The organism is Nocardia sp. IFM 10818 (assembly GCF_054655275.1).
In genome coordinates, this window is sequence record NZ_BAAHJH010000001.1 from 531,107 (window position 1) to 548,025 (window position 16,919).

A 16,919-nucleotide genomic window follows, 5' to 3' on the forward strand; every position below is an offset into this window, starting at 1 on the left:
TCAGGCGGGTGCGGAAAACCGCGCCGTATCGGCGAGCACCGTATCGATCGGTGTGGCGGACAGGCCGAAAGTGCTTTCGGTGAGCGCGGAATCGAGGATGGCGGGGTGCTCGAGCGAGTAGTACATCTCGACGACCTCGGCCGCGATCGAATCACCCGCACCGGCCCAGGCCAGCTCCACCGGCGACAGTGCCGACAGCCGCGGTTCCGGCGCGTTCACCACCTTGGCCAGGCGAAGGGTCAGCTCCCGCAGTGACATATGGGTGGACGGCACATGCCAGGCGCGGCCCCAGGAGCGGTCGTCGCGGGCGACGGTGGCCAGGGTGCGCGCCACATCGTCGAGGTACGACCAGCTCTTGAGCACGTCCGGATCGCCGGGATAGGCGGCCGGTTCCCCGGCGACCACCTTCGGCGTCACCAGCAGGTTGTAGAGCGATACGGCATCGCGGCCGAGGAAGTCCGCGGCCCGCACCTCGGTGACGCGGGCCCGGCCGGCCTCGTGCGCGGCCAGCGCGTCCAGCCACATGCGGGCCCGCACAGCGCCTTTCACGGCGCGCGGGGTCATGGGCAGATCCTCGGTCAGGGGCCCGTCGACCAGGCCGTAGCCGTACACATTGGACAGCGAGACGTAATTCGCGCCGGTGCGTTCGGCGGTGGTGAGCAGGCTCGCCGCCATGGGCGGGAACTCGGTGCGCCAGCGATCGTAGGGCGGTGCGCTGCAATTGATCAGAGTTCGTGCGCCCGCGGTCAGTTCGGTGAGCCGGTCGGCGTCGGCGATATCCCCGGCGACCCGCTCGATGAGCGGATGCTCCGGGCCCAGCCCGCGCCGGCTGATCAGCCGTACTCGCTCCCCGGCGGCGGCCAGCAGCCGCGCCGTCCGGGCGCCGGTACTGCCCGCACCGGTGATGACGTGCAAGGACATCTGATTCCTCCTGGATTCGGGGGCCGCTCGCGGCGACCCGGAAACCACTGTGCCCGTGCGGATCGCGCTACAGTAGTGGCCGGAATGCCAGATATCCCAAGGTTCAGGCCATGCACAGAATCGTCGTTCTCGCGGTACCTCCGGTCACCACCTTCGATCTCGCCATCCCGGAATTGGTGTTCCCGGCGGCGCGGGTGGGCGGGCAGCCGGTGTACGAGGTGGTGGTGTGCACCCCGGACCCCGGGATCGTGCCCGGCTACAACGGCCGGGCCGTGCTGGTGGAACACGGACTGGAGCAGGTGGCCACGGCCGATACGGTCATGGTGACCGGAACCGGCGCGCGGGCCGAGGGCGATGCACGGGTCCTGCGGGTGCTGCGCGAAGCCGCCGCGGCTGGCAAGCGCATCGCCTCCATCTGCACGGGCGCCTTCGTGCTGGCGCAGGCCGGGTTGCTCGACGGGCGGCCCGCGACCACGTACTGGCTGTTCTCCGGGGAGATGCGGGAGCGCTTCCCGCGGGTGGATCTGCAGCCGGATGTGCTGTTCGTGGACGACGGGCAGGTGCTCACCGCGGCCGGGCTGGCCGCCGGGCTCGACCTGTGCGTGCACCTGGTGCGCCGCGATCACGGTGCGGCCGTGGCGAATGCGGTCGCGCGGCTGGCGGTGGTCGCGCCCATCCGGCCGGGCGGGCAGGCGCAGTTCATCGAGACGCCGCTGCCGCCGGAGACCGGGACCTCCCTGGCCGGCACCCGCGCCTGGGCGGTCGCCCGCCTCGACCGGCCGCTCACCCTCCAGGATCTGGCCGCCCACGCGCACGTCAGCACGCGCACCCTCACCCGCCGCTTCCGCGCCGAAACCGGTTCCAGCCCACTGCAATGGCTGCTGCACCAGCGCATCGACCGGGCCCGGGAGCTGCTCGAGATCACCGGGCTGCCCATGGACGAGGTCGCGCGGCGCTCCGGACTCGGCACCGCGGAATCGCTGCGCCAGCATCTGACCCGCCGCGTCGGATTGACCCCCAGCGCCTACCGCACCGCCTTCAATCGACGATGACATCGGCCGCGCCCGCACCGAAACAGGAGGTGAATTCCGTAGGGTAGGGCCGTGACCCGCGGCAGCGTCGAGATATCCCTGGCGGAATTGGCGGCGCGTGTACGCAAGCGCGCCGCGGGGCACAGCGGGCGCTTCGTGCTCGGGATCGCCGGTCCGCCCGGGGCCGGGAAGTCGACGCTGGCCCGCGGCGTGCGGGACGAGCTGAATCTGGCGGCCGGAACCGGCATTGCCGAAGTCGCGCCCATGGACGGGTTTCATCTCACCAGCGCCCAGTTGCGGGCGGCCGGGAAGCTGGCGCGGAAAGGGGAGCCCGATACCTTCGATGCGGGCGGGTACGTCGCACTGCTGCGTACCTTGCGTGCGACCGCGCCCGGCGTGCAGGTCCCGTGGCCGACCTATGACCGGGACATCCACGAACCCGTCCCGGGCGGTGTCGTTTTCGATCGGCAGGCGATCGTGGTCACCGAGGGCAATTACCTGCTCCTCGACGACGGCGATACGACCGGCTGGTCCGCGGTGCGGCCCCTGCTCGACGAAACCTGGTACCTCGACGTCCCGCGCCCGATCATCGAACAGCGCCTGGTTCGCCGTCACATGCGCGGCGGCCGCACCATGGAAGCCGCCAGAACCAAAGTGGCCCGATCCGATCTCCCCAACGCCAGCCTCGTCGAACGCACCCGCACCACCGCCGACCTGGTCCTGCGCAAATCCGGCCGCCACTACCGCATCTGCTGACCGCCGGCCCTCCCGTCCTGCGACCTCCCCGGTCGCGGGGCCGAACGCGTCGCGAGGATCTGCCCATGCCGGGCTGCCGACGACATCGACTGCAGCCGAACGGGTTCGCCCCGGCTCAGTGCCGCATCCACTCTCGCGTGCCGATATACCGGCACGAGGCGGCGGCGACTTCGGCGGCGTGGCGCAGAGCGTCGGGGAACGTTTCGCCCGAGGTATGGAAATGGCAGAACGCACCGTGCAGGATGTCGCCCGCGCCGAGGGTGTCCACAGCTTCGGTGGCCGGTACCGCCACTTCTCCCCGGGCATCGGGCATGGAGAAGCAAATCGGCCGGCCGCCACGGGTGACGGCCGCCAAGCGTGGTCCGTGCGCGTGCAGATAGTCCAAGACCGCATCGGGCGAATCGGATTGCGCGCCCGGCGGTGTGAACGCCTCGGAGCAGATGGCGATATCGATGTGCGCCAACAGGTCGGCGTGTACGCTGCGCCAGCGTCCGGCGTCGAGCACCACCGGTACGCCTGCGGCCTTGGCGGCGGCCGCGATGCGCAGGGCGGGCTCTGGGTAGTGACCATCCACCAGCACGATTGCGGCGCTGCCGAGGTCTGCCCGCACCGAATCTCCGGAGGTCGCGTCGATGCGAGATCCGTCCAGCGACACGATGGTTCGCGTGGCCGCTGCCGTGGCGACGATGATGGAAGACACCGGCGGCTGCTGATCGCCGCCGGGCGTCAGATCGACAATGGCCACGCTGTGCTGTCCCAGGTCGGACCGGATCGGTTCGGCCAGTATGTTTTTGCCGAGTGCCGTGATCAGCGCCGGGGTGCGTCCGGACAGGAAGGCGTAGGTGACAGCCGCATTGGCGGCCGGTCCGCCCGCGCCCAAGAACAGCTCGGCGGCCTGGGTTTTGGTGTCCTCGACCGGATACCGGTCGACGGCATAGGCGAGGTCGAGGGTCGACAGGCCGACGAAAACCGCAGCGGTGTCATCCATGCTTGCGACCATAGGCAATCGCGGGGATCAGGGCGGCAAGGCGCGGCGCACTCCCGCACCGGCCGGGAGAGCGTGGGGCCGGTGCGGGAGTGCCCGTGGCGCGAACTAGTCGCGCACGCGGTGTTCGTAGGCCTTGCGGGCGTCGCTGTCCACATCGTCCAGGAAGGCGGTCTGGGAACCCAGCGCCCGGCCGAGCGCATCGGCGACGGATTCCGGCAGCAGGCCGAAGACCTGTGCGATCGCACCCGCCACCGCGGTGACCCGGACCTTGGACCGGGGTTGCGCGATGAGCTTGGCGACGGCGTCCGCGATCTCCTCCGGTTCGGCCGGGCGCAGCAGCTTGGGCGGCGTGACCCCGGATCCCAGTTCGGTTTTGGTCAGCGTCGGCAGCACCGAGGAGAAGTGCAGACCGGTGCCGCGGTACTCCTCGCGCAGGGTGTCGGTGAAGCCCAGCACCGCGTGCTTGCTGGCGTTGTAGGTGGCCAGGCCCGGAATATGGCTCTCGCCGGCCAGCGAGGCGATATTGATGATGTGGCCGCGGCCGCGCGGAAGCATCCGCGCCAGGGCGAGTTTGGAACCCAGGATCACGCCGTACACATTGATGTCCAGAATGCGGCGGGTGATCTGATCCGGCTCGTCGACGACCCGTCCGGTCGGCATGATCCCGGCATTGTTGATCAGCACATCGATCGGGCCGAGCCGCTGCTCCACCTCGTCCAGGAAATCCGCGAACGACTGGTGATCGGTGACGTCGAGACGGCCGTACACCTCGAATCCCCGTGCGGCGCCGGATTCCTTGACGGTCGCCTCGTCGATATCCCCGATGGCCACCCGGGCCCCGAGCGCCTGCAGCGCCGTACCGGTGGCCAGGCCGATGCCGCGGGCGCCGCCGGTGATCACGACCACCTTGCCGGAGATGGAACTGGAGTCGGTCATCGCTTGGTCCCCTTCACGGTTTCGAATACCGACTGCACCGAGAGCCGCCGCAGTCCGCGCGCACCCGCGGCGCGCATGGCCGTCAGGGCGAAGGCCAGTTTGTTGGTGTTGTACGGGAACCAGAGCAGTTCCTTGGTCTGGGTGGGCAGCAGCGGTTTGGTGATGGCCTGCTGGCGGCAGTATTTGCGCACCCCGTTCGGGCCGCCCCAGCGCGCGCCCACCCCGGACAGTCCCCAGCCGCCCATGGGCAGCGCGTAGCTGAACATATTGCTGAACACGTCATTGATGTTCACCGCGCCCGCATTCAATTGGCGCGCAACGCGTTCGGCGCGATCCTTGTCGCCGCTCCACACCGAGGCGGACAGCCCGTAGATCGAATCATTGGCCAGCCGCACGGCTTCCGCCTCATCGGCCACCTTCATGACCGGCAGGGTGGGCCCGAAGGTCTCCTCGGTCATACAGGTCATGGTGTGGTCCACATCGGCCAGCACGGTCGGCTCGAAGAGCGTGCCCACACCGGTGCGCTTACCGCCGGTGAGCACCCGCGCCCCCGCGTCGACGGCCTGCTCGACGTGCTTCTGCACGATCTGCGCCTGGTTCTCGTTGGCCAGCGCGCCCATGTCGAACTTGGGTTCCCGGCCGTCCACACCCTGGCGCACCTCCTTGACCGCGGCGGTGAGCTTGGTCAGGAACTGTTCGTAGACCGGCGCTTCCACGTACACGCGCTCGATGGAGATGCACACCTGCCCGGCATTGAACAGGCCGCCGAAGGCGATGCCGTGCGCGGCCCGGTCCAGATCGGCGTCGGCGAGCACGATGGCCGGATCCTTGCCGCCCAGTTCGAGGGAGAACGGCACCATGCGCTCGGTGCAGGCCGCGGCGATCTTGCGGCCGGTGGCGGTGGAACCGGTGAACTGCACGTAATCGACATTCGCGACGACGGCCGCGCCGGTCTCGCCCGCGCCGGTGACCACCTCGAAGACCGGCGGCGCGCCGATCTCACGCCAGCCGCGCGCCAGTTCGACGGCCGAGAGCGGGGTCACCTCGGAGGGTTTCAGGATGACGGCCGCGCCCGCCGCCAGCGCCGGGACGACATCGATGACCGGCATGGCGAGCGGGAAGTTCCAGGGCGTGATGACGCCGACCACCGGATAGGGGCGGAACACGGTGGTGAGCGTCTTCACCCGAGCCAGCGGGCTGTGCGGCGAAGGATGTTCGTCGGCAAGGAATTTCGCGGCGCGCCGGGCGTAGTAGCCGGTGAGGTCGATGGAGAAGGCCGGATCGATGAGCGAGTCGATGCGCGCCTTGCCGGTCTCCGACTGCAGCACATCGGCCAGCCGGTCGGTGTTGTCGACCAGCCAGTCCTGCAGTTTCAGCAGCCACTCCTTGCGGCCGTCCGGGCCGATGGCCTCCCATTCGGCCTGATGCGCGCGCAGGCCGCGGACCTTCTCGGCGACGGTCTCGGCGGACACGATGGGCACCGTGCCCGCGAGGTCACCGGTCGCGGGATTGCGGACCTCGAGCTCGGTGGGGGCGGCGGCCGGTGTCGCGGCGGCTTTCGCGGTGGTGGTCCCGGCGGCCTTGCGGGCCGTGGTTTTCCGGGTCGTGGTTTTGCGGGGGGTGCCCGCGGCGGGTTCGGTATTGGTCACGATGTGCTCTCCCACGTGCGCTTCGTTGCGAACCGGACTGCTGCGCGAACTGTGTGTCAGCTCACTGAACTATGATCGTGACACAATTCCGGCGGCACATTCTTGGCTCATATGCTCAAGTGTTCCGGTCGGTTTTGTGCTCGGAATACAAATTCGGAGGTCGCCCATGGCCATTACCGCCACCAGCCCGGTGATCCGGCAGTGGATCGCCGACTTCGTCGCCGAAACCCTGCGCACCGAGACCCTCGAACAGGTGGTCACCCGGCTCGACAATGCGATCATCGCCCGCGTCCCGGAACTGCGCGACCGCGATATGCGCCGCGATCTCGCCGCCAGCACCCGCGCGCACGCCCTGGAAGTGCTCAGCGGGCTCACCCAGGACCGTTTCGAATATCCGGTGCCCGAGCAGGCGCACGCCTTCGCCCGCACCATCGCCCGCCGCGGCCACGACGTGCGCCTGCTGCTGCGGATCTACCACATCGGGCAGGACGCCGTCGTGGACTACATGGCCGAGGTCATCGACCAGCGGCAGCTCCCGCAGGACATCGAAAGAGCGGTGCTGCTGCGGCTTTTCGAGCGCACCACGCGCTGGGTCAGCGCCTCGGTGGAGACGCTCACCGACACCTATATGGAGGAGCGCGAGCGCGGGCTGCGCGCCGCGCTGAACCAGCGCACCGAGCTGGTGCGGGCGCTACTGGACGGCGCCGACCTCGATATCGAGCAGGCCTCGGCGCGGCTCGGCTACCGGCTCGCGCAGCGGCACCTCGCGCTGGTGCTGTGGACCGACGAGGACGCCGCGCCGGCGCGGCCCGACGGTGTGGACGAGGCGGCGGGGCTGCTGGACCGAGTGGTCGGGCGTTGCGCGGCCGCGCTCGGCAATGGCAGCGTGCTCACCGTGCCGTCCGGGGCGTCGGCGCTGTGGGCGTGGATCGGGGTGGACGACGGCGTCGATCCCGCCGCCGTCGCCGTGCCGGTGGAAGCGCCCGTGCGGGTCGCGGCCGGGATGCCCGCGGCGCACGCCGCCGGATTCCGCGGCAGTCATCGCGAGGCGGTGGCGGCCCGGCAGGTGGCCGAACGGGCGCGCCCGCAGACCGCGCGGCTGCTGCACTATCCGGAGGTCGAGGTGGCCTATCTGGCCGGGGCCGACGAGACCGCCATGCGGGCGCTCGTCGAGCGGGAACTGGGCGCGCTGACCGCCTCCGACGCGCAGACCGCCCGCCTGCGGGAGACGCTGCATGCGTATCTGCGCGCCCGGCGCAGTCCGGACGCGGCCGCGAAAATGCTGGGCGTACACAAGAACACCGTGCGCTATCGGATTCAGCGCATAGAGGAACTGCTCGGGCACTCCATCGACCAGCGCGGGCCGCGATTGGATATCGCGCTCGACTGCGTGGCCGTCTACGGCGTGTGAGGCTCGGCGCGCGCCGCCGTGGCGATCAGCTCGCGTCCTTGGCCGGCGCGGCGCCGCGCAGCGCCGATTCGGCCGGCGCCGCGCCGCGGCGTTCGGGCAGTTCCGCCAGCAGCGCCGTGGTGGCCGCCGCAATGGCCGCGACCGCTTTGTCCACAGCCGGTTTGGTATCCGTGGTCAAACCCGATACGCCGCCGACTTTGCGCACGTATTCCTGTGCGGCCGCGTAGATTTCCTGCTCCGTGGCCGGTGGCTCCAGACCACGCAGGAGGGTGATGTTCCTACTCATGGCCCAGAGACTAGCGTCCGATTTCATTGTGTGACAGGCCAAGAATCAGGTCTTAACTTTCCCGGCGGAACCCGGTCGCGGGTGTGTGCCGCCACACGCGATCGGCGAATTCTCGGCCACTCCAAGATCGATGAGACAGAATCGAGGTATGCCAGCCCGCGATGTGCCCACGCTGACGACCTTCCCGTACCCGGAGCTCGACCAGCGCGAGGACGACCACTGGTCCGGTGCGCAGGTCTCCGACGACGAATTGCGCGCCCTGTCGCTGGGCGGTTTCTATTCGGCGCGCTGGGACGCCTTCCACGATGCGCTGCTGCTCGGCCCGGAACGCGAGCATCCGCTCGGCGACCGGCGCGAACTCGCCATCGACACGCTGACCGGGGCGTGGGGGATCACCGACGGCACCGAGGCCATGGCATCCATGGAGCAACTCCTCGACGGTATGCACTCACCGCTCTACGCGCTGGTGCACCCGCTGGTGCAGGCCGCCATCAATTCCCCGGAACGGGACCGTTTCGGCGAACGCGCCGATCGGCACCGGGCCTTCCTGCGGCAGGTGGGTTCCTTCCGCGGGATGGAGAATCCGGAAGCGCTGGTGCGCGATTACGATATTTGGTCGCAAGCCATCAAACTCGGCCTGACCGATCACCTGGTCCGCCCGCTCCCCACCGATATTCAGGCCTGGGATCTGGCGCGCGTGGTGGCGGTCGCGCGAATGGCCTACACCGCCGGCTATATGGAAGCCGAGACCGCGTGGGATTACCTCATGCGCGCATTACCGCTGGCGCAGCGCAAATACCGCAATTGGCGGCAATTCGGCGACGCCTATCTCGCCGGCTGGACCTACTGGCAGGCCTGTGAGGACCTGGCCGAACTGAAATCGGGCGGGGTGGACCGCCGCATGGAACTGCTCCGCTTGTGGATGCGACCGACCAGCCCGTGGCGCCGCATCACCCTGCAACCCGAGGACGAGTAACGGGTTCAGTCCGGCAGCGACCGCAGAATCCCGCGCCCGTAGCGCTGGAACTGCGCGTCGTCCACCATGCCGAGCGAATGCCGCTCCACCAGCAGTTCCCATTCCGAATAGAGCTTGTGCACACCCGGATCGGCGGGCCCGGCGGCCCCATCGGCGGATTCCCGCTGAATGGCGAAATTCAAAGCGCCCGAAACGCGTTCGGTGTCGGCGCGGTCCGCGCCGATGAAATGCCAGGACTGATTGCCGTCATTGACCTCGACGCCGTATTCGCCCGGCGCCACGCCGGCCGCGGCCTCATCGGTGGTGCGCGCCCAGAGCAGGGCGGCAATGGGTAGCTCGTGCGCGAAACGCTTGTGCGCGCCGAGGGAGACGAAGATCAGCCGCGTGGTGGTGACCGCCAGCAGTCCGGTCCCCTTGGCATGCGGGGGCGCCGCGGTGGCGATGGCGGCTTCCAGCACGTACTCGTCCGGGGTGACATAGCGGTGCAGGGCCGAAATGGCCGGTTTGGCATCGCGTTTGGGGGCCATCCGCCGCACCGCGCGATCCACATCGGCGCGGGTGGGGCCGTTGCGCCCCCAGGACGGGGTGGGCGGGGTCAGATCGGGGGCCGCCACGTCCAGGCGCTGGGTGGCCAGGATCTGGGAGTTGATCCGCTCGACGATGACCGTCGCGGCGGGCACATCGTGTTCGGCGATGAGCACCGGTAGGGGAGTCCGGTCGGCCGGGACACCGGTGAGCACCGGCGTGGGGTACCGCAGATAGATCTCGATGACGACGGCGTCATCGGCGCGCCGGTTCAGCCTGACCTTGAGAAGGTCGGAAACCGGCACGTCGAGCACGCGCTCGCCGTCCGTTCCGGGTCGCAGCACCGTCAACCGCCCGTTGCCATGACGCACGATCGCTGTGGGTGTCCGTAGCTCGACTATGTCCATACCCCCTGCGCTCTGTTGTGTCGTCACTCACGATAGGACGACCATGCCATGATTGTGACCACTCGGTCCGACACCTCGGCGATGTCGTTCCGACGTGTTGCCGCAGATGGTTGGGGAACCACCCGCGTTCTTCAGCCGTTTACCTGTTGAACTGCACTAGCTGCCGAACTGCGCGATGTATCGACTAGACCGTACGCGGTAACGTGGCATGTCCGCATCCGTTCACCGGAACCGGACACGCCACGAGGCATCTCGGGCATGACCGGATACACCCCCCGGAAAGGACTGGCCGCCGGCCGACGCTCTATGAACCGCAAGACTGTGTTCCGCAACCTGGCCATAGTCGCGGGCTTCCTGCTCGTGATCTACCTGGTCAGCTACTTCAGCAACGACACGCGCGGCTGGAAGAGCGTCGACACGTCCGTGGCGCTCACCCAGCTCCAGGACAAGGGGAATGTCGACTCCGTTCAGATCGACGACAAAGAACAGCAGCTGCGCATCACGCTGAAGAACGGCAATGATGCGACCGACGGTCAAACCAAGATCATCGCGAAATATCCGGGCGGCAGCGATATTTCCGCCGAGATCCTGAAGGACGTGCAGGAGTCCGGCGCGAAGTACAACACCTCGGTCAAACAGGACAGCTGGCTGAGCCAGATCCTGCTCTTCATGCTGCCCATGATCATTCTGCTGGGCCTGTTCATCTTCGTGATGGCCCGCATGCAGGGCGGCGGCCGCGGCGGCATGATGGGCTTCGGCAAGTCCAAGGCCAAGATGCTGTCCAAGGACATGCCCAAGACCACCTTCGCCGATGTGGCGGGCGCGGACGAGGCCATCGAAGAGCTCTACGAGATCAAGGACTTCCTGCAGAACCCGGCCCGCTATCAGGCCCTCGGCGCGAAGATCCCCAAGGGCGTGCTGCTCTACGGCCCGCCCGGCACCGGTAAGACGCTGCTGGCCCGCGCCGTGGCGGGCGAGGCCGGGGTGCCGTTCTTCACCATCTCCGGTTCGGACTTCGTCGAGATGTTCGTCGGCGTCGGCGCTTCCCGCGTCCGCGATCTGTTCGATCAGGCCAAGCAGAACAGCCCCTGCATCATCTTCGTCGACGAGATCGACGCCGTCGGCCGCCAGCGCGGCGCCGGCCTGGGCGGCGGTCACGACGAGCGCGAGCAGACGCTGAACCAGCTGCTGGTCGAGATGGACGGCTTCGGCGAGCGCACCGGCGTCATCATCATCGCGGCCACCAACCGCCCCGACATCCTGGATCCGGCGCTGCTGCGCCCGGGCCGCTTCGATCGCCAGATCCCGGTCAGCAACCCGGATCTCGCGGGCCGGCGCGCCATCCTGCGGGTGCACTCGCAGGGCAAGCCGATCGCGCCCGACGCCGATCTGGACGGTCTGGCCAAGCGCACCGTCGGTATGTCCGGCGCGGACCTGGCCAATGTCATCAACGAGGCCGCGCTGCTCACCGCGCGCGAGAACGGCAATGTCATCACCGGCGCCTCGCTGGAGGAATCGGTCGACCGCGTGATCGGCGGCCCGCGGCGCAAGTCCCGCATCATCAGCGAGGAAGAGAAGAAGATCACCGCCTACCACGAGGCGGGCCACACCCTCGCCGCGTGGGCGATGCCGGATATCGAGCCGGTCTACAAGGTCACCATCCTGGCCCGCGGCCGCACCGGCGGTCACGCCATGACGGTGCCCGAGGACGACAAGGGCCTGATGACCCGCTCGGAGATGATCGCCCGGCTGGTCATGGCCATGGGCGGCCGCGCGGCCGAGGAACTGGTGTTCCACGAGCCGACCACCGGCGCCTCCTCCGATATCGACCAGGCCACCAAGATCGCTCGCGCCATGGTCACCGAATACGGCATGAGCGCGCGCCTGGGCGCGGTGCGCTACGGACAGGAGCAGGGCGATCCGTTCCTGGGCCGGTCCATGGGCATGAGTTCGGACTACTCGCACGAGGTGGCCCGCGAGATCGACGAGGAGGTGCGCAATCTCATCGAGGCCGCGCACACCGAGGCGTGGGCCGTGCTCAACGAATACCGCGACGAACTCGATTCGCTGGCGACCGCGCTGCTGGAACGCGAGACCCTGCATCGCAAGGATCTCGAGACCGTGCTCTCCACGGTCGAAAAGCGGCCGCGCATCACGGCTTTCAATGATTTCGGCGGACGCACCCCGTCGGACCGTCCGCCGGTGAAGACCCCGCGCGAGCTGGCCGCCGAACGCGGCGAGCCGTGGCCGGAGGAGCCGGTCCGCCCGGTTCCGGCCGGGCAGCCCGCCAATGGCGGGTACGCGCCCGAACCCGCCTACGGTGCGCAACCGCAGCCGCCGTACGGCTATCCCGCGCCCGCCCCGGCCGGGTATCCGGCGCCGCAGCCCGCCTACCCGCGGCACAGCGGCGGCACCCACGGTTCGCGTCCGGACTACGGCGCTCCGGCCGGGTGGTCGGCGCCGGGCTGGCCGCCGCAGGAGGACGACCCGCAGGCCCGCGGCGCACAGCCGCCGGCGCGCGGCGAGTACGGCGGCTGGGCCCCGGCCGGCGGGCAGCGGTACACCCCGCAGCAGCGACCGGATTACGGGCAGCAGCCCCCGGCCGCCGGGCGGGACGACGACGAGAACGGCGACTGGGACGGACCGAACGGTCGCCGCTGATCGCGGCCCGGATACGCTCGATATGTTCGCGGTCCGGCTCGGGCCAGGTTGGCCGAGCCGGGGGCGCGGAGTGAGACACAGTTCGCGACCCGGCTCGGGTCGACTCGGAATGCCGGGTCGACCCGGGCCGTTGGCAGTCGCGAACGCGCCGCCCTTCGCAGGCGCGGCATTTTCAACACAGGAGGTGTCGATTGTCGGCCAACAACCGTGTCGTCTCCGGCCCGATCGCGCTCGACACCGGTCGGCCGTTCGACCAGGAGCGCGCCGAGAACGCCGTGCGCGAGCTGCTGCTCGCGGTCGGGGAGAATCCGGATCGCCCCGGTCTCGCCGAAACCCCGGCCCGGGTGGCCCGGGCCTATCGGGAAATGTTCGCCGGCCTCTACACCGAACCGGACGCGGTGCTCAACACCACTTTCGACGAGGGGCATCAGGAGCTGGTGCTGGTGCGCGACATCCCCATGTACTCGACCTGTGAGCACCACCTGGTGGCCTTCCACGGCGTCGCGCACGTCGGCTACATCCCAGGCCCGCACGGCCGGGTGACCGGGCTGTCCAAGCTGGCCCGGCTGGTCGATCTCTACGCCAAGCGCCCGCAGGTGCAAGAGCGGCTCACCAGCCAGATCGCCGACGCGGTCATGCGCAAGCTGGATCCGCGCGGTGCCATCGTGGTGGTGGAGGCCGAGCATCTGTGCATGGCCATGCGCGGCATCCGCAAGCCCGGCGCCAGCACCACCACCTCGGCGGTGCGCGGCCTGCTGCAGACCAGTTCGGCCTCGCGCGCCGAGGCCCTGGACCTCATTCTGCGAAAGTGAGCGCACCGACGATGACCTCGAGCGGTTCCCGGGGGGCTGAACTGGTAGTTCCTCGCGGGGGCCGCTCCTGCGTCGTGATGGGCGTCGTGAACGTCACCAGCGATTCGTTCTCCGATGGCGGTCGCTACCTGGACCCGGGCCTGGCGGTCGCGCACGGCCTGGAGCTGTACGAGCTGGGTGCGGACATCGTCGACGTGGGCGGTGAGTCGACTCGTCCCGGTGCGGTGCGAATCGATCCGGAAACCGAAGCGGCGCGGGTGGTTCCGGTGATTCGCGCACTGGTCGCCGCGGGTGTGCCGACCAGTGTGGACACCATGCGGGCGAGTGTGGCCGAGGCCGCCGTGGAGGCGGGCGTCTCGGTGGTGAACGACGTCTCCGGCGGGCGCGCGGACGCCGATATGGCCAAGGTCGTCGCGGCGGCGGGGGTGCCGTGGATCCTCATGCACTGGCGCGCGGGGGCGGACTACCGCCACACCGGGCCGGCCGATCACTACGACGACGTGGTCGGCGAGGTGCTCGGAGAACTGCGCACCCAGATCGAACTGGCGGTGGCCGCCGGTGTGGACCCCGGCAAGCTGCTGCTGGATCCCGGCCTGGGCTTCGCCAAGAATGCCGAGCACAACTGGGAATTGCTCGGCGCGCTGGACGAATTCGTCGGCACCGGGCTGCCGATCCTGATCGGGGCCTCGCGCAAGCGATTCCTGGGCGCGCTGCTCGCCGATGCCGGGGGGCCGCGGCCGCCGGACGGCCGCGAGGTGGCCACCGCCACCATTTCCGCGCTGGCCGCCGAGCACGGCGCGTGGGGTGTGCGGGTGCACGATGTGCGCGCCTCGCTGGACGCCATCGCCGTGACCGATGCCTGGCGGCGGGCCGCCGTCGAGTCCGAGCGGCGGGCCGCTCGCCGTCGTGAACCGGGAGAACGGATTTGAGCACCGATCGCATCGAGCTGCGCGGCCTGCGGGTCTACGGCCATCACGGGGTCTTCGATTTCGAGAAGCGCGACGGCCAGGAGTTCGTGGTCGATCTGACCGTGTGGACGGACTTCTCGGCGGCGGCGAAATCCGACGATCTGGCCGAGACCATCCACTACGGCGAGCTGGCCGATCAGGTGGCGGCCATTGTCGGCGGCGAACCGCGCGATCTGGTGGAGACGGTGGTCTCCGAGATCGCCGATCAGGTGATCGCCGCGCATCCGCGCATCGCGGCCGTGGAAGTGGTGCTGCACAAGCCTTCCGCGCCGATTCCGCATACCTTCGAAGACGTCCGGGTGGTCACGTCCCGCCGTCGCGACGCGGAGGAGTAGCGGGTGAGTCGGGTAGTCCTGTCGATCGGTTCGAATCTCGGCGATCGGCTCGCACATCTGCGCAGTGTGGTGGCGGCGCTGCGGCCGCGGCTGCTGGCGGTGTCGTCGGTGTACTCCACGCCGCCCTGGGGCGGGGTGCCCCAGCAGGACTACCTCAATGCCGTTCTGGTGGCCGAGGATCCGGACCTGGAGCCCAGCGACTGGCTGCGGCTCGGGCAAGAACTGGAGCAGGCCGCCGAGCGGGTGCGTGCGGTCCGCTGGGGCGCGCGCACCCTGGATGTGGACGTGGTGTGGGCCGGGCAGCGCCGCCGCGACGGCGAGCTGGCGGTCCGCAGCAGCGATCCCACGCTGACGCTGCCGCATCCGCAGGCGCACAACCGCGCCTTCGTGCTGGTGCCGTGGCTGGAGCTGGAGCCGGACGCGGAACTGGAGGCCGCTGGCGCGCGGCGGCCGTTGCGGGATTGGCTGGCCGCCTTGGACACCGCCGAGGTGGCCGGGGTGCGCCGCACCGAACTGACGCTCGGATGGCCGTCGTGAAGCCCACGCGCGTACTGGATCTGGGCGCGAATGTGGCGCTGGCGGCGGTGGTCGCCTGGATCGCCACCAATGTCGCGTACTCCAGCTTCCCGCCCATCTCGGTGTTCTCCGGGGCCTCGCTCATTCCGGTGGCGGTGCTGGAGGTGGTGCTGGCCTTCGTGATTCGGCAGCGGGTGGAGAACCGCGGCATCGGCACCGACGAGCGGCAGCTGCATCCCATCACCGCGGCGCGGGCGGTGGCGCTGGCGAAGGCGTCGGCGCAGGTGGGTTCCCTGGTGGCCGGCATCTGGCTGGGCTTCCTGATCTGGCTGCTGCCGGAGCGGTCGGAACTGCGCGCGGCGGCGGCGGACACCCCGGGTGCGGTGGTGGGGCTGCTGGCCGGAATCGCCTTGGTGGCCGCGGCTTTGTGGCTGGAATATTGCTGTCGCGCGCCGATCGATCCGCCCGATGAAGCAGCTACTTTCTAGCTAACAGATTGGCGATGATCGTGCCCGAGGCGGGAGCCAGGGCCCGAAGATCAAGCTACGCTGGCTGACATGGTTTCACCCTCCCGTACCAGTGCCACCCGTCGTCGGCGGGAGGACGCGGGAAAACTTTTCACCGGCGTACTCATCCTTCTGGGTCTGGTAGCCAGCGTTTTCCTGGTCTTCAGCGACAGCGTGCAAATGGTGCGCGTCGGGCTCGTCGCGGCGCTCTGGGCGGCCGCCATCGGAGCCCTCGCCGCGACCCGTTATCGCAGGGAATCGGCGGTCGACAAGGCCAAAATCGGTGACCTGCAGAAGGTCTACCACCTGCAGCTGGAGCGCGAGGTTGCTGCGCGCCGCGAATACGAGCTCGGCGTGGAGCAGCGGGTGCGCCAGGAGGTCGGCGCGGACGCCGAGCAGATGGCCGCGCTGCGCGCCGAACTCACGGTGCTGCGCGAGAGCCTGCAGCGGCTCTTCGAAGGTCAACTGCCGCACGAGCGCCCGGCCCTGCACGCGGACGCCTTCCGGGTGCAGGAACTGCCGAGCCGGCAGCCCCGGGCGAACAATACTGCCGCGAACGGTAACTGGGGCGACACCGGCGACCACTGGGACCCGTGGTCCGCGCCCATCGACGACGACGTGCCGGATCCGCGCAGCCGCGTGACGCCGGTCTTCGAACCCGATCATCCGGAGCCGCCGGCCTTCGCCAGCCCGTACGACGATCCGGTGACCGCGGAGACCATGGTCGTCACCGATCAGGAATTCGATATGCGCGCGGCCAAATTCGCCGAGCCCGAATCCGAATCCGGTGCGGAGCCCGTCGCGGACACCGCGACCAAGCGGACCGAACCGATCACCGGTGTGGAGCGCGAACCGCTGACCCAGGTGCCCTGGTTCGAAACCGATCTGCCGCCCGCGGGCAATGCGGAGGCGCCGTCCGCGGGCAGTGCCGATGTGCCGTTCACGGGCAGTGCCGATCCGGCCCCCGCACCGCCCGCGCCCCGGCTGGCCCCCGAGCCGACCCCCGCGCCCATGGGCACCGCCAGCGCCCGGCGGCGCCGCCGGGCCGAGGAGGACGACACCGACTCGGCCCCCCGCCTGTCGGTCGCCGAGATCATGGCCAACCTGCGGTCGGAGGGCAAATAGCCCGCCTGAACCGGACCCGCTGTAAGACATCCCACAGTCGATGGCCCCGGCGAATCGGGGCCGATATTCTCGGTCGGTAACGTCCGGTACCCGCCCAGCGGGACTGGAAC

17 protein-coding genes are annotated in these 16,919 nt (G+C 69.4%); 11 read left to right on the forward strand and 6 right to left on the reverse strand.

What is annotated here, in order from left to right; translation table 11 throughout:
* Positions 1-921 carry an NAD-dependent epimerase/dehydratase family protein gene (locus ACYQ5L_RS02550; RefSeq protein WP_459955213.1) on the reverse strand — a complete coding sequence of 307 codons (921 nt, stop codon included), beginning with the start codon at positions 919-921 and terminating at the stop codon, positions 1-3.
* A 110-nt stretch (positions 922-1,031) separates the two neighbouring features.
* Here ACYQ5L_RS02550 and ACYQ5L_RS02555 point away from each other — a divergent pair, with 110 nt between their 5' ends.
* Together ACYQ5L_RS02555 and ACYQ5L_RS02560 are read left to right on the forward strand one after the other, a co-directional pair.
* Positions 1,032-1,973, forward strand: a complete 942-nt coding sequence (locus ACYQ5L_RS02555) for a GlxA family transcriptional regulator (protein ID WP_459955214.1) — start codon at positions 1,032-1,034, stop codon at positions 1,971-1,973.
* A gap of 51 nt (positions 1,974-2,024) precedes the next feature.
* On the forward strand, positions 2,025-2,708 hold the full coding sequence (locus ACYQ5L_RS02560; RefSeq protein WP_459955215.1) for a nucleoside/nucleotide kinase family protein: 684 nt from the start codon (positions 2,025-2,027) through the stop codon (positions 2,706-2,708).
* 115 nt (positions 2,709-2,823) lie between these two features.
* On the opposite strand, the gene ACYQ5L_RS02565 is transcribed toward ACYQ5L_RS02560, so the two are convergent.
* The 3 genes from ACYQ5L_RS02565 to ACYQ5L_RS02575 form a co-directional block, all read right to left on the reverse strand.
* Positions 2,824-3,696 (reverse strand): PfkB family carbohydrate kinase, encoded by an 873-nt coding sequence (locus ACYQ5L_RS02565; protein ID WP_459955216.1) that lies wholly within the window; start codon positions 3,694-3,696, stop codon positions 2,824-2,826.
* Between the two features lie 105 nt (positions 3,697-3,801).
* Entirely contained in the window at positions 3,802-4,632 is an 831-nt protein-coding gene (locus tag ACYQ5L_RS02570; protein ID WP_459955217.1) for an SDR family oxidoreductase, read from the reverse strand.
* Entirely contained in the window at positions 4,629-6,281 is a 1,653-nt protein-coding gene (locus ACYQ5L_RS02575) for an aldehyde dehydrogenase family protein (protein ID WP_459955218.1), read from the reverse strand. Before ACYQ5L_RS02575 ends, ACYQ5L_RS02570 begins: the two co-directional genes overlap by 4 nt.
* A gap of 166 nt (positions 6,282-6,447) precedes the next feature.
* Here ACYQ5L_RS02575 and ACYQ5L_RS02580 point away from each other — a divergent pair, with 166 nt between their 5' ends.
* A complete protein-coding gene (locus ACYQ5L_RS02580) occupies positions 6,448-7,692 on the forward strand; it encodes a PucR family transcriptional regulator (RefSeq protein WP_459955219.1) in 1,245 nt (414 codons plus the stop codon).
* Positions 7,693-7,717: 25 nt separating this feature from the next.
* Here the strand turns inward: ACYQ5L_RS02580 and ACYQ5L_RS02585 are convergent, their stop codons facing one another.
* Positions 7,718-7,978, reverse strand: coding sequence for a DUF2277 family protein (locus ACYQ5L_RS02585; protein ID WP_459955220.1), 261 nt, complete (start codon positions 7,976-7,978; stop codon positions 7,718-7,720).
* 148 nt (positions 7,979-8,126) lie between these two features.
* Here ACYQ5L_RS02585 and ACYQ5L_RS02590 point away from each other — a divergent pair, with 148 nt between their 5' ends.
* The gene (locus ACYQ5L_RS02590; RefSeq protein WP_459955221.1) at positions 8,127-8,954 is read left to right on the forward strand and encodes a DUF1266 domain-containing protein; all 828 of its coding nucleotides are present in this window, start codon (positions 8,127-8,129) and stop codon (positions 8,952-8,954) included.
* 5 nt (positions 8,955-8,959) lie between these two features.
* On the opposite strand, the gene ACYQ5L_RS02595 is transcribed toward ACYQ5L_RS02590, so the two are convergent.
* The gene (locus ACYQ5L_RS02595; protein ID WP_459955222.1) at positions 8,960-9,886 is read right to left on the reverse strand and encodes a hypothetical protein; all 927 of its coding nucleotides are present in this window, start codon (positions 9,884-9,886) and stop codon (positions 8,960-8,962) included.
* Positions 9,887-10,192: 306 nt separating this feature from the next.
* On the opposite strand from ACYQ5L_RS02595, the gene ftsH reads away from it, so the two are divergent.
* The 7 genes from ftsH (at position 10,193) to ACYQ5L_RS02630 (ending at position 16,809) form a co-directional block, all read left to right on the forward strand.
* Positions 10,193-12,547 carry an ATP-dependent zinc metalloprotease FtsH gene (gene ftsH / locus ACYQ5L_RS02600; protein WP_459955223.1) on the forward strand — a complete coding sequence of 785 codons (2,355 nt, stop codon included), beginning with the start codon at positions 10,193-10,195 and terminating at the stop codon, positions 12,545-12,547.
* A 191-nt stretch (positions 12,548-12,738) separates the two neighbouring features.
* The gene (folE, locus tag ACYQ5L_RS02605; protein ID WP_067531507.1) at positions 12,739-13,359 is read left to right on the forward strand and encodes a GTP cyclohydrolase I FolE; all 621 of its coding nucleotides are present in this window, start codon (positions 12,739-12,741) and stop codon (positions 13,357-13,359) included.
* Positions 13,360-13,436: 77 nt separating this feature from the next.
* The gene (folP, locus tag ACYQ5L_RS02610) at positions 13,437-14,288 is read left to right on the forward strand and encodes a dihydropteroate synthase (protein ID WP_459955224.1); all 852 of its coding nucleotides are present in this window, start codon (positions 13,437-13,439) and stop codon (positions 14,286-14,288) included.
* Positions 14,285-14,662, forward strand: a complete 378-nt coding sequence (gene folB / locus ACYQ5L_RS02615) for a dihydroneopterin aldolase (RefSeq protein WP_459955225.1) — start codon at positions 14,285-14,287, stop codon at positions 14,660-14,662. Before folP ends, folB begins: the two co-directional genes overlap by 4 nt.
* 3 nt (positions 14,663-14,665) lie before the next feature.
* Entirely contained in the window at positions 14,666-15,199 is a 534-nt protein-coding gene (gene folK, locus ACYQ5L_RS02620; protein ID WP_459955226.1) for a 2-amino-4-hydroxy-6-hydroxymethyldihydropteridine diphosphokinase, read from the forward strand.
* Positions 15,187-15,666, forward strand: a complete 480-nt coding sequence (locus ACYQ5L_RS02625) for a DUF3180 domain-containing protein (RefSeq protein ID WP_459955227.1) — start codon at positions 15,187-15,189, stop codon at positions 15,664-15,666. The genes folK and ACYQ5L_RS02625 overlap by 13 nt, the downstream gene beginning before the upstream one ends.
* A 69-nt stretch (positions 15,667-15,735) precedes the next feature.
* Positions 15,736-16,809: a DUF6779 domain-containing protein gene (locus ACYQ5L_RS02630; protein ID WP_459955228.1), complete on the forward strand. Its 1,074-nt coding sequence runs from the start codon at positions 15,736-15,738 to the stop codon at positions 16,807-16,809.
* Positions 16,810-16,919 lie beyond the last annotated feature (110 nt).

Bases quoted from the DNA above. Each gene is read 5' to 3' on its own strand.
- ACYQ5L_RS02550 (WP_459955213.1), bottom strand. From the start codon at position 921: ATGTCCTTGCACGTCATCACCGGTGCGGGCAGTACCGGCGCCCGGACG.
- ACYQ5L_RS02555 (WP_459955214.1), top strand. From the start codon at position 1,032: ATGCACAGAATCGTCGTTCTCGCGGTACCTCCGGTCACCACCTTCGAT.
- ACYQ5L_RS02565 (WP_459955216.1), bottom strand. From the start codon at position 3,696: ATGGATGACACCGCTGCGGTTTTCGTCGGCCTGTCGACCCTCGACCTC.
- ACYQ5L_RS02570 (WP_459955217.1), bottom strand. From the start codon at position 4,632: ATGACCGACTCCAGTTCCATCTCCGGCAAGGTGGTCGTGATCACCGGC.
- ACYQ5L_RS02580 (WP_459955219.1), top strand. From the start codon at position 6,448: ATGGCCATTACCGCCACCAGCCCGGTGATCCGGCAGTGGATCGCCGAC.
- ACYQ5L_RS02585 (WP_459955220.1), bottom strand. From the start codon at position 7,978: ATGAGTAGGAACATCACCCTCCTGCGTGGTCTGGAGCCACCGGCCACG.
- ACYQ5L_RS02590 (WP_459955221.1), top strand. From the start codon at position 8,127: ATGCCAGCCCGCGATGTGCCCACGCTGACGACCTTCCCGTACCCGGAG.
- ACYQ5L_RS02595 (WP_459955222.1), bottom strand. From the start codon at position 9,886: ATGGACATAGTCGAGCTACGGACACCCACAGCGATCGTGCGTCATGGC.
- ftsH (WP_459955223.1), top strand. From the start codon at position 10,193: ATGAACCGCAAGACTGTGTTCCGCAACCTGGCCATAGTCGCGGGCTTC.
- folP (WP_459955224.1), top strand. From the start codon at position 13,437: ATGGGCGTCGTGAACGTCACCAGCGATTCGTTCTCCGATGGCGGTCGC.
- ACYQ5L_RS02625 (WP_459955227.1), top strand. From the start codon at position 15,187: ATGGCCGTCGTGAAGCCCACGCGCGTACTGGATCTGGGCGCGAATGTG.
- ACYQ5L_RS02630 (WP_459955228.1), top strand. From the start codon at position 15,736: ATGGTTTCACCCTCCCGTACCAGTGCCACCCGTCGTCGGCGGGAGGAC.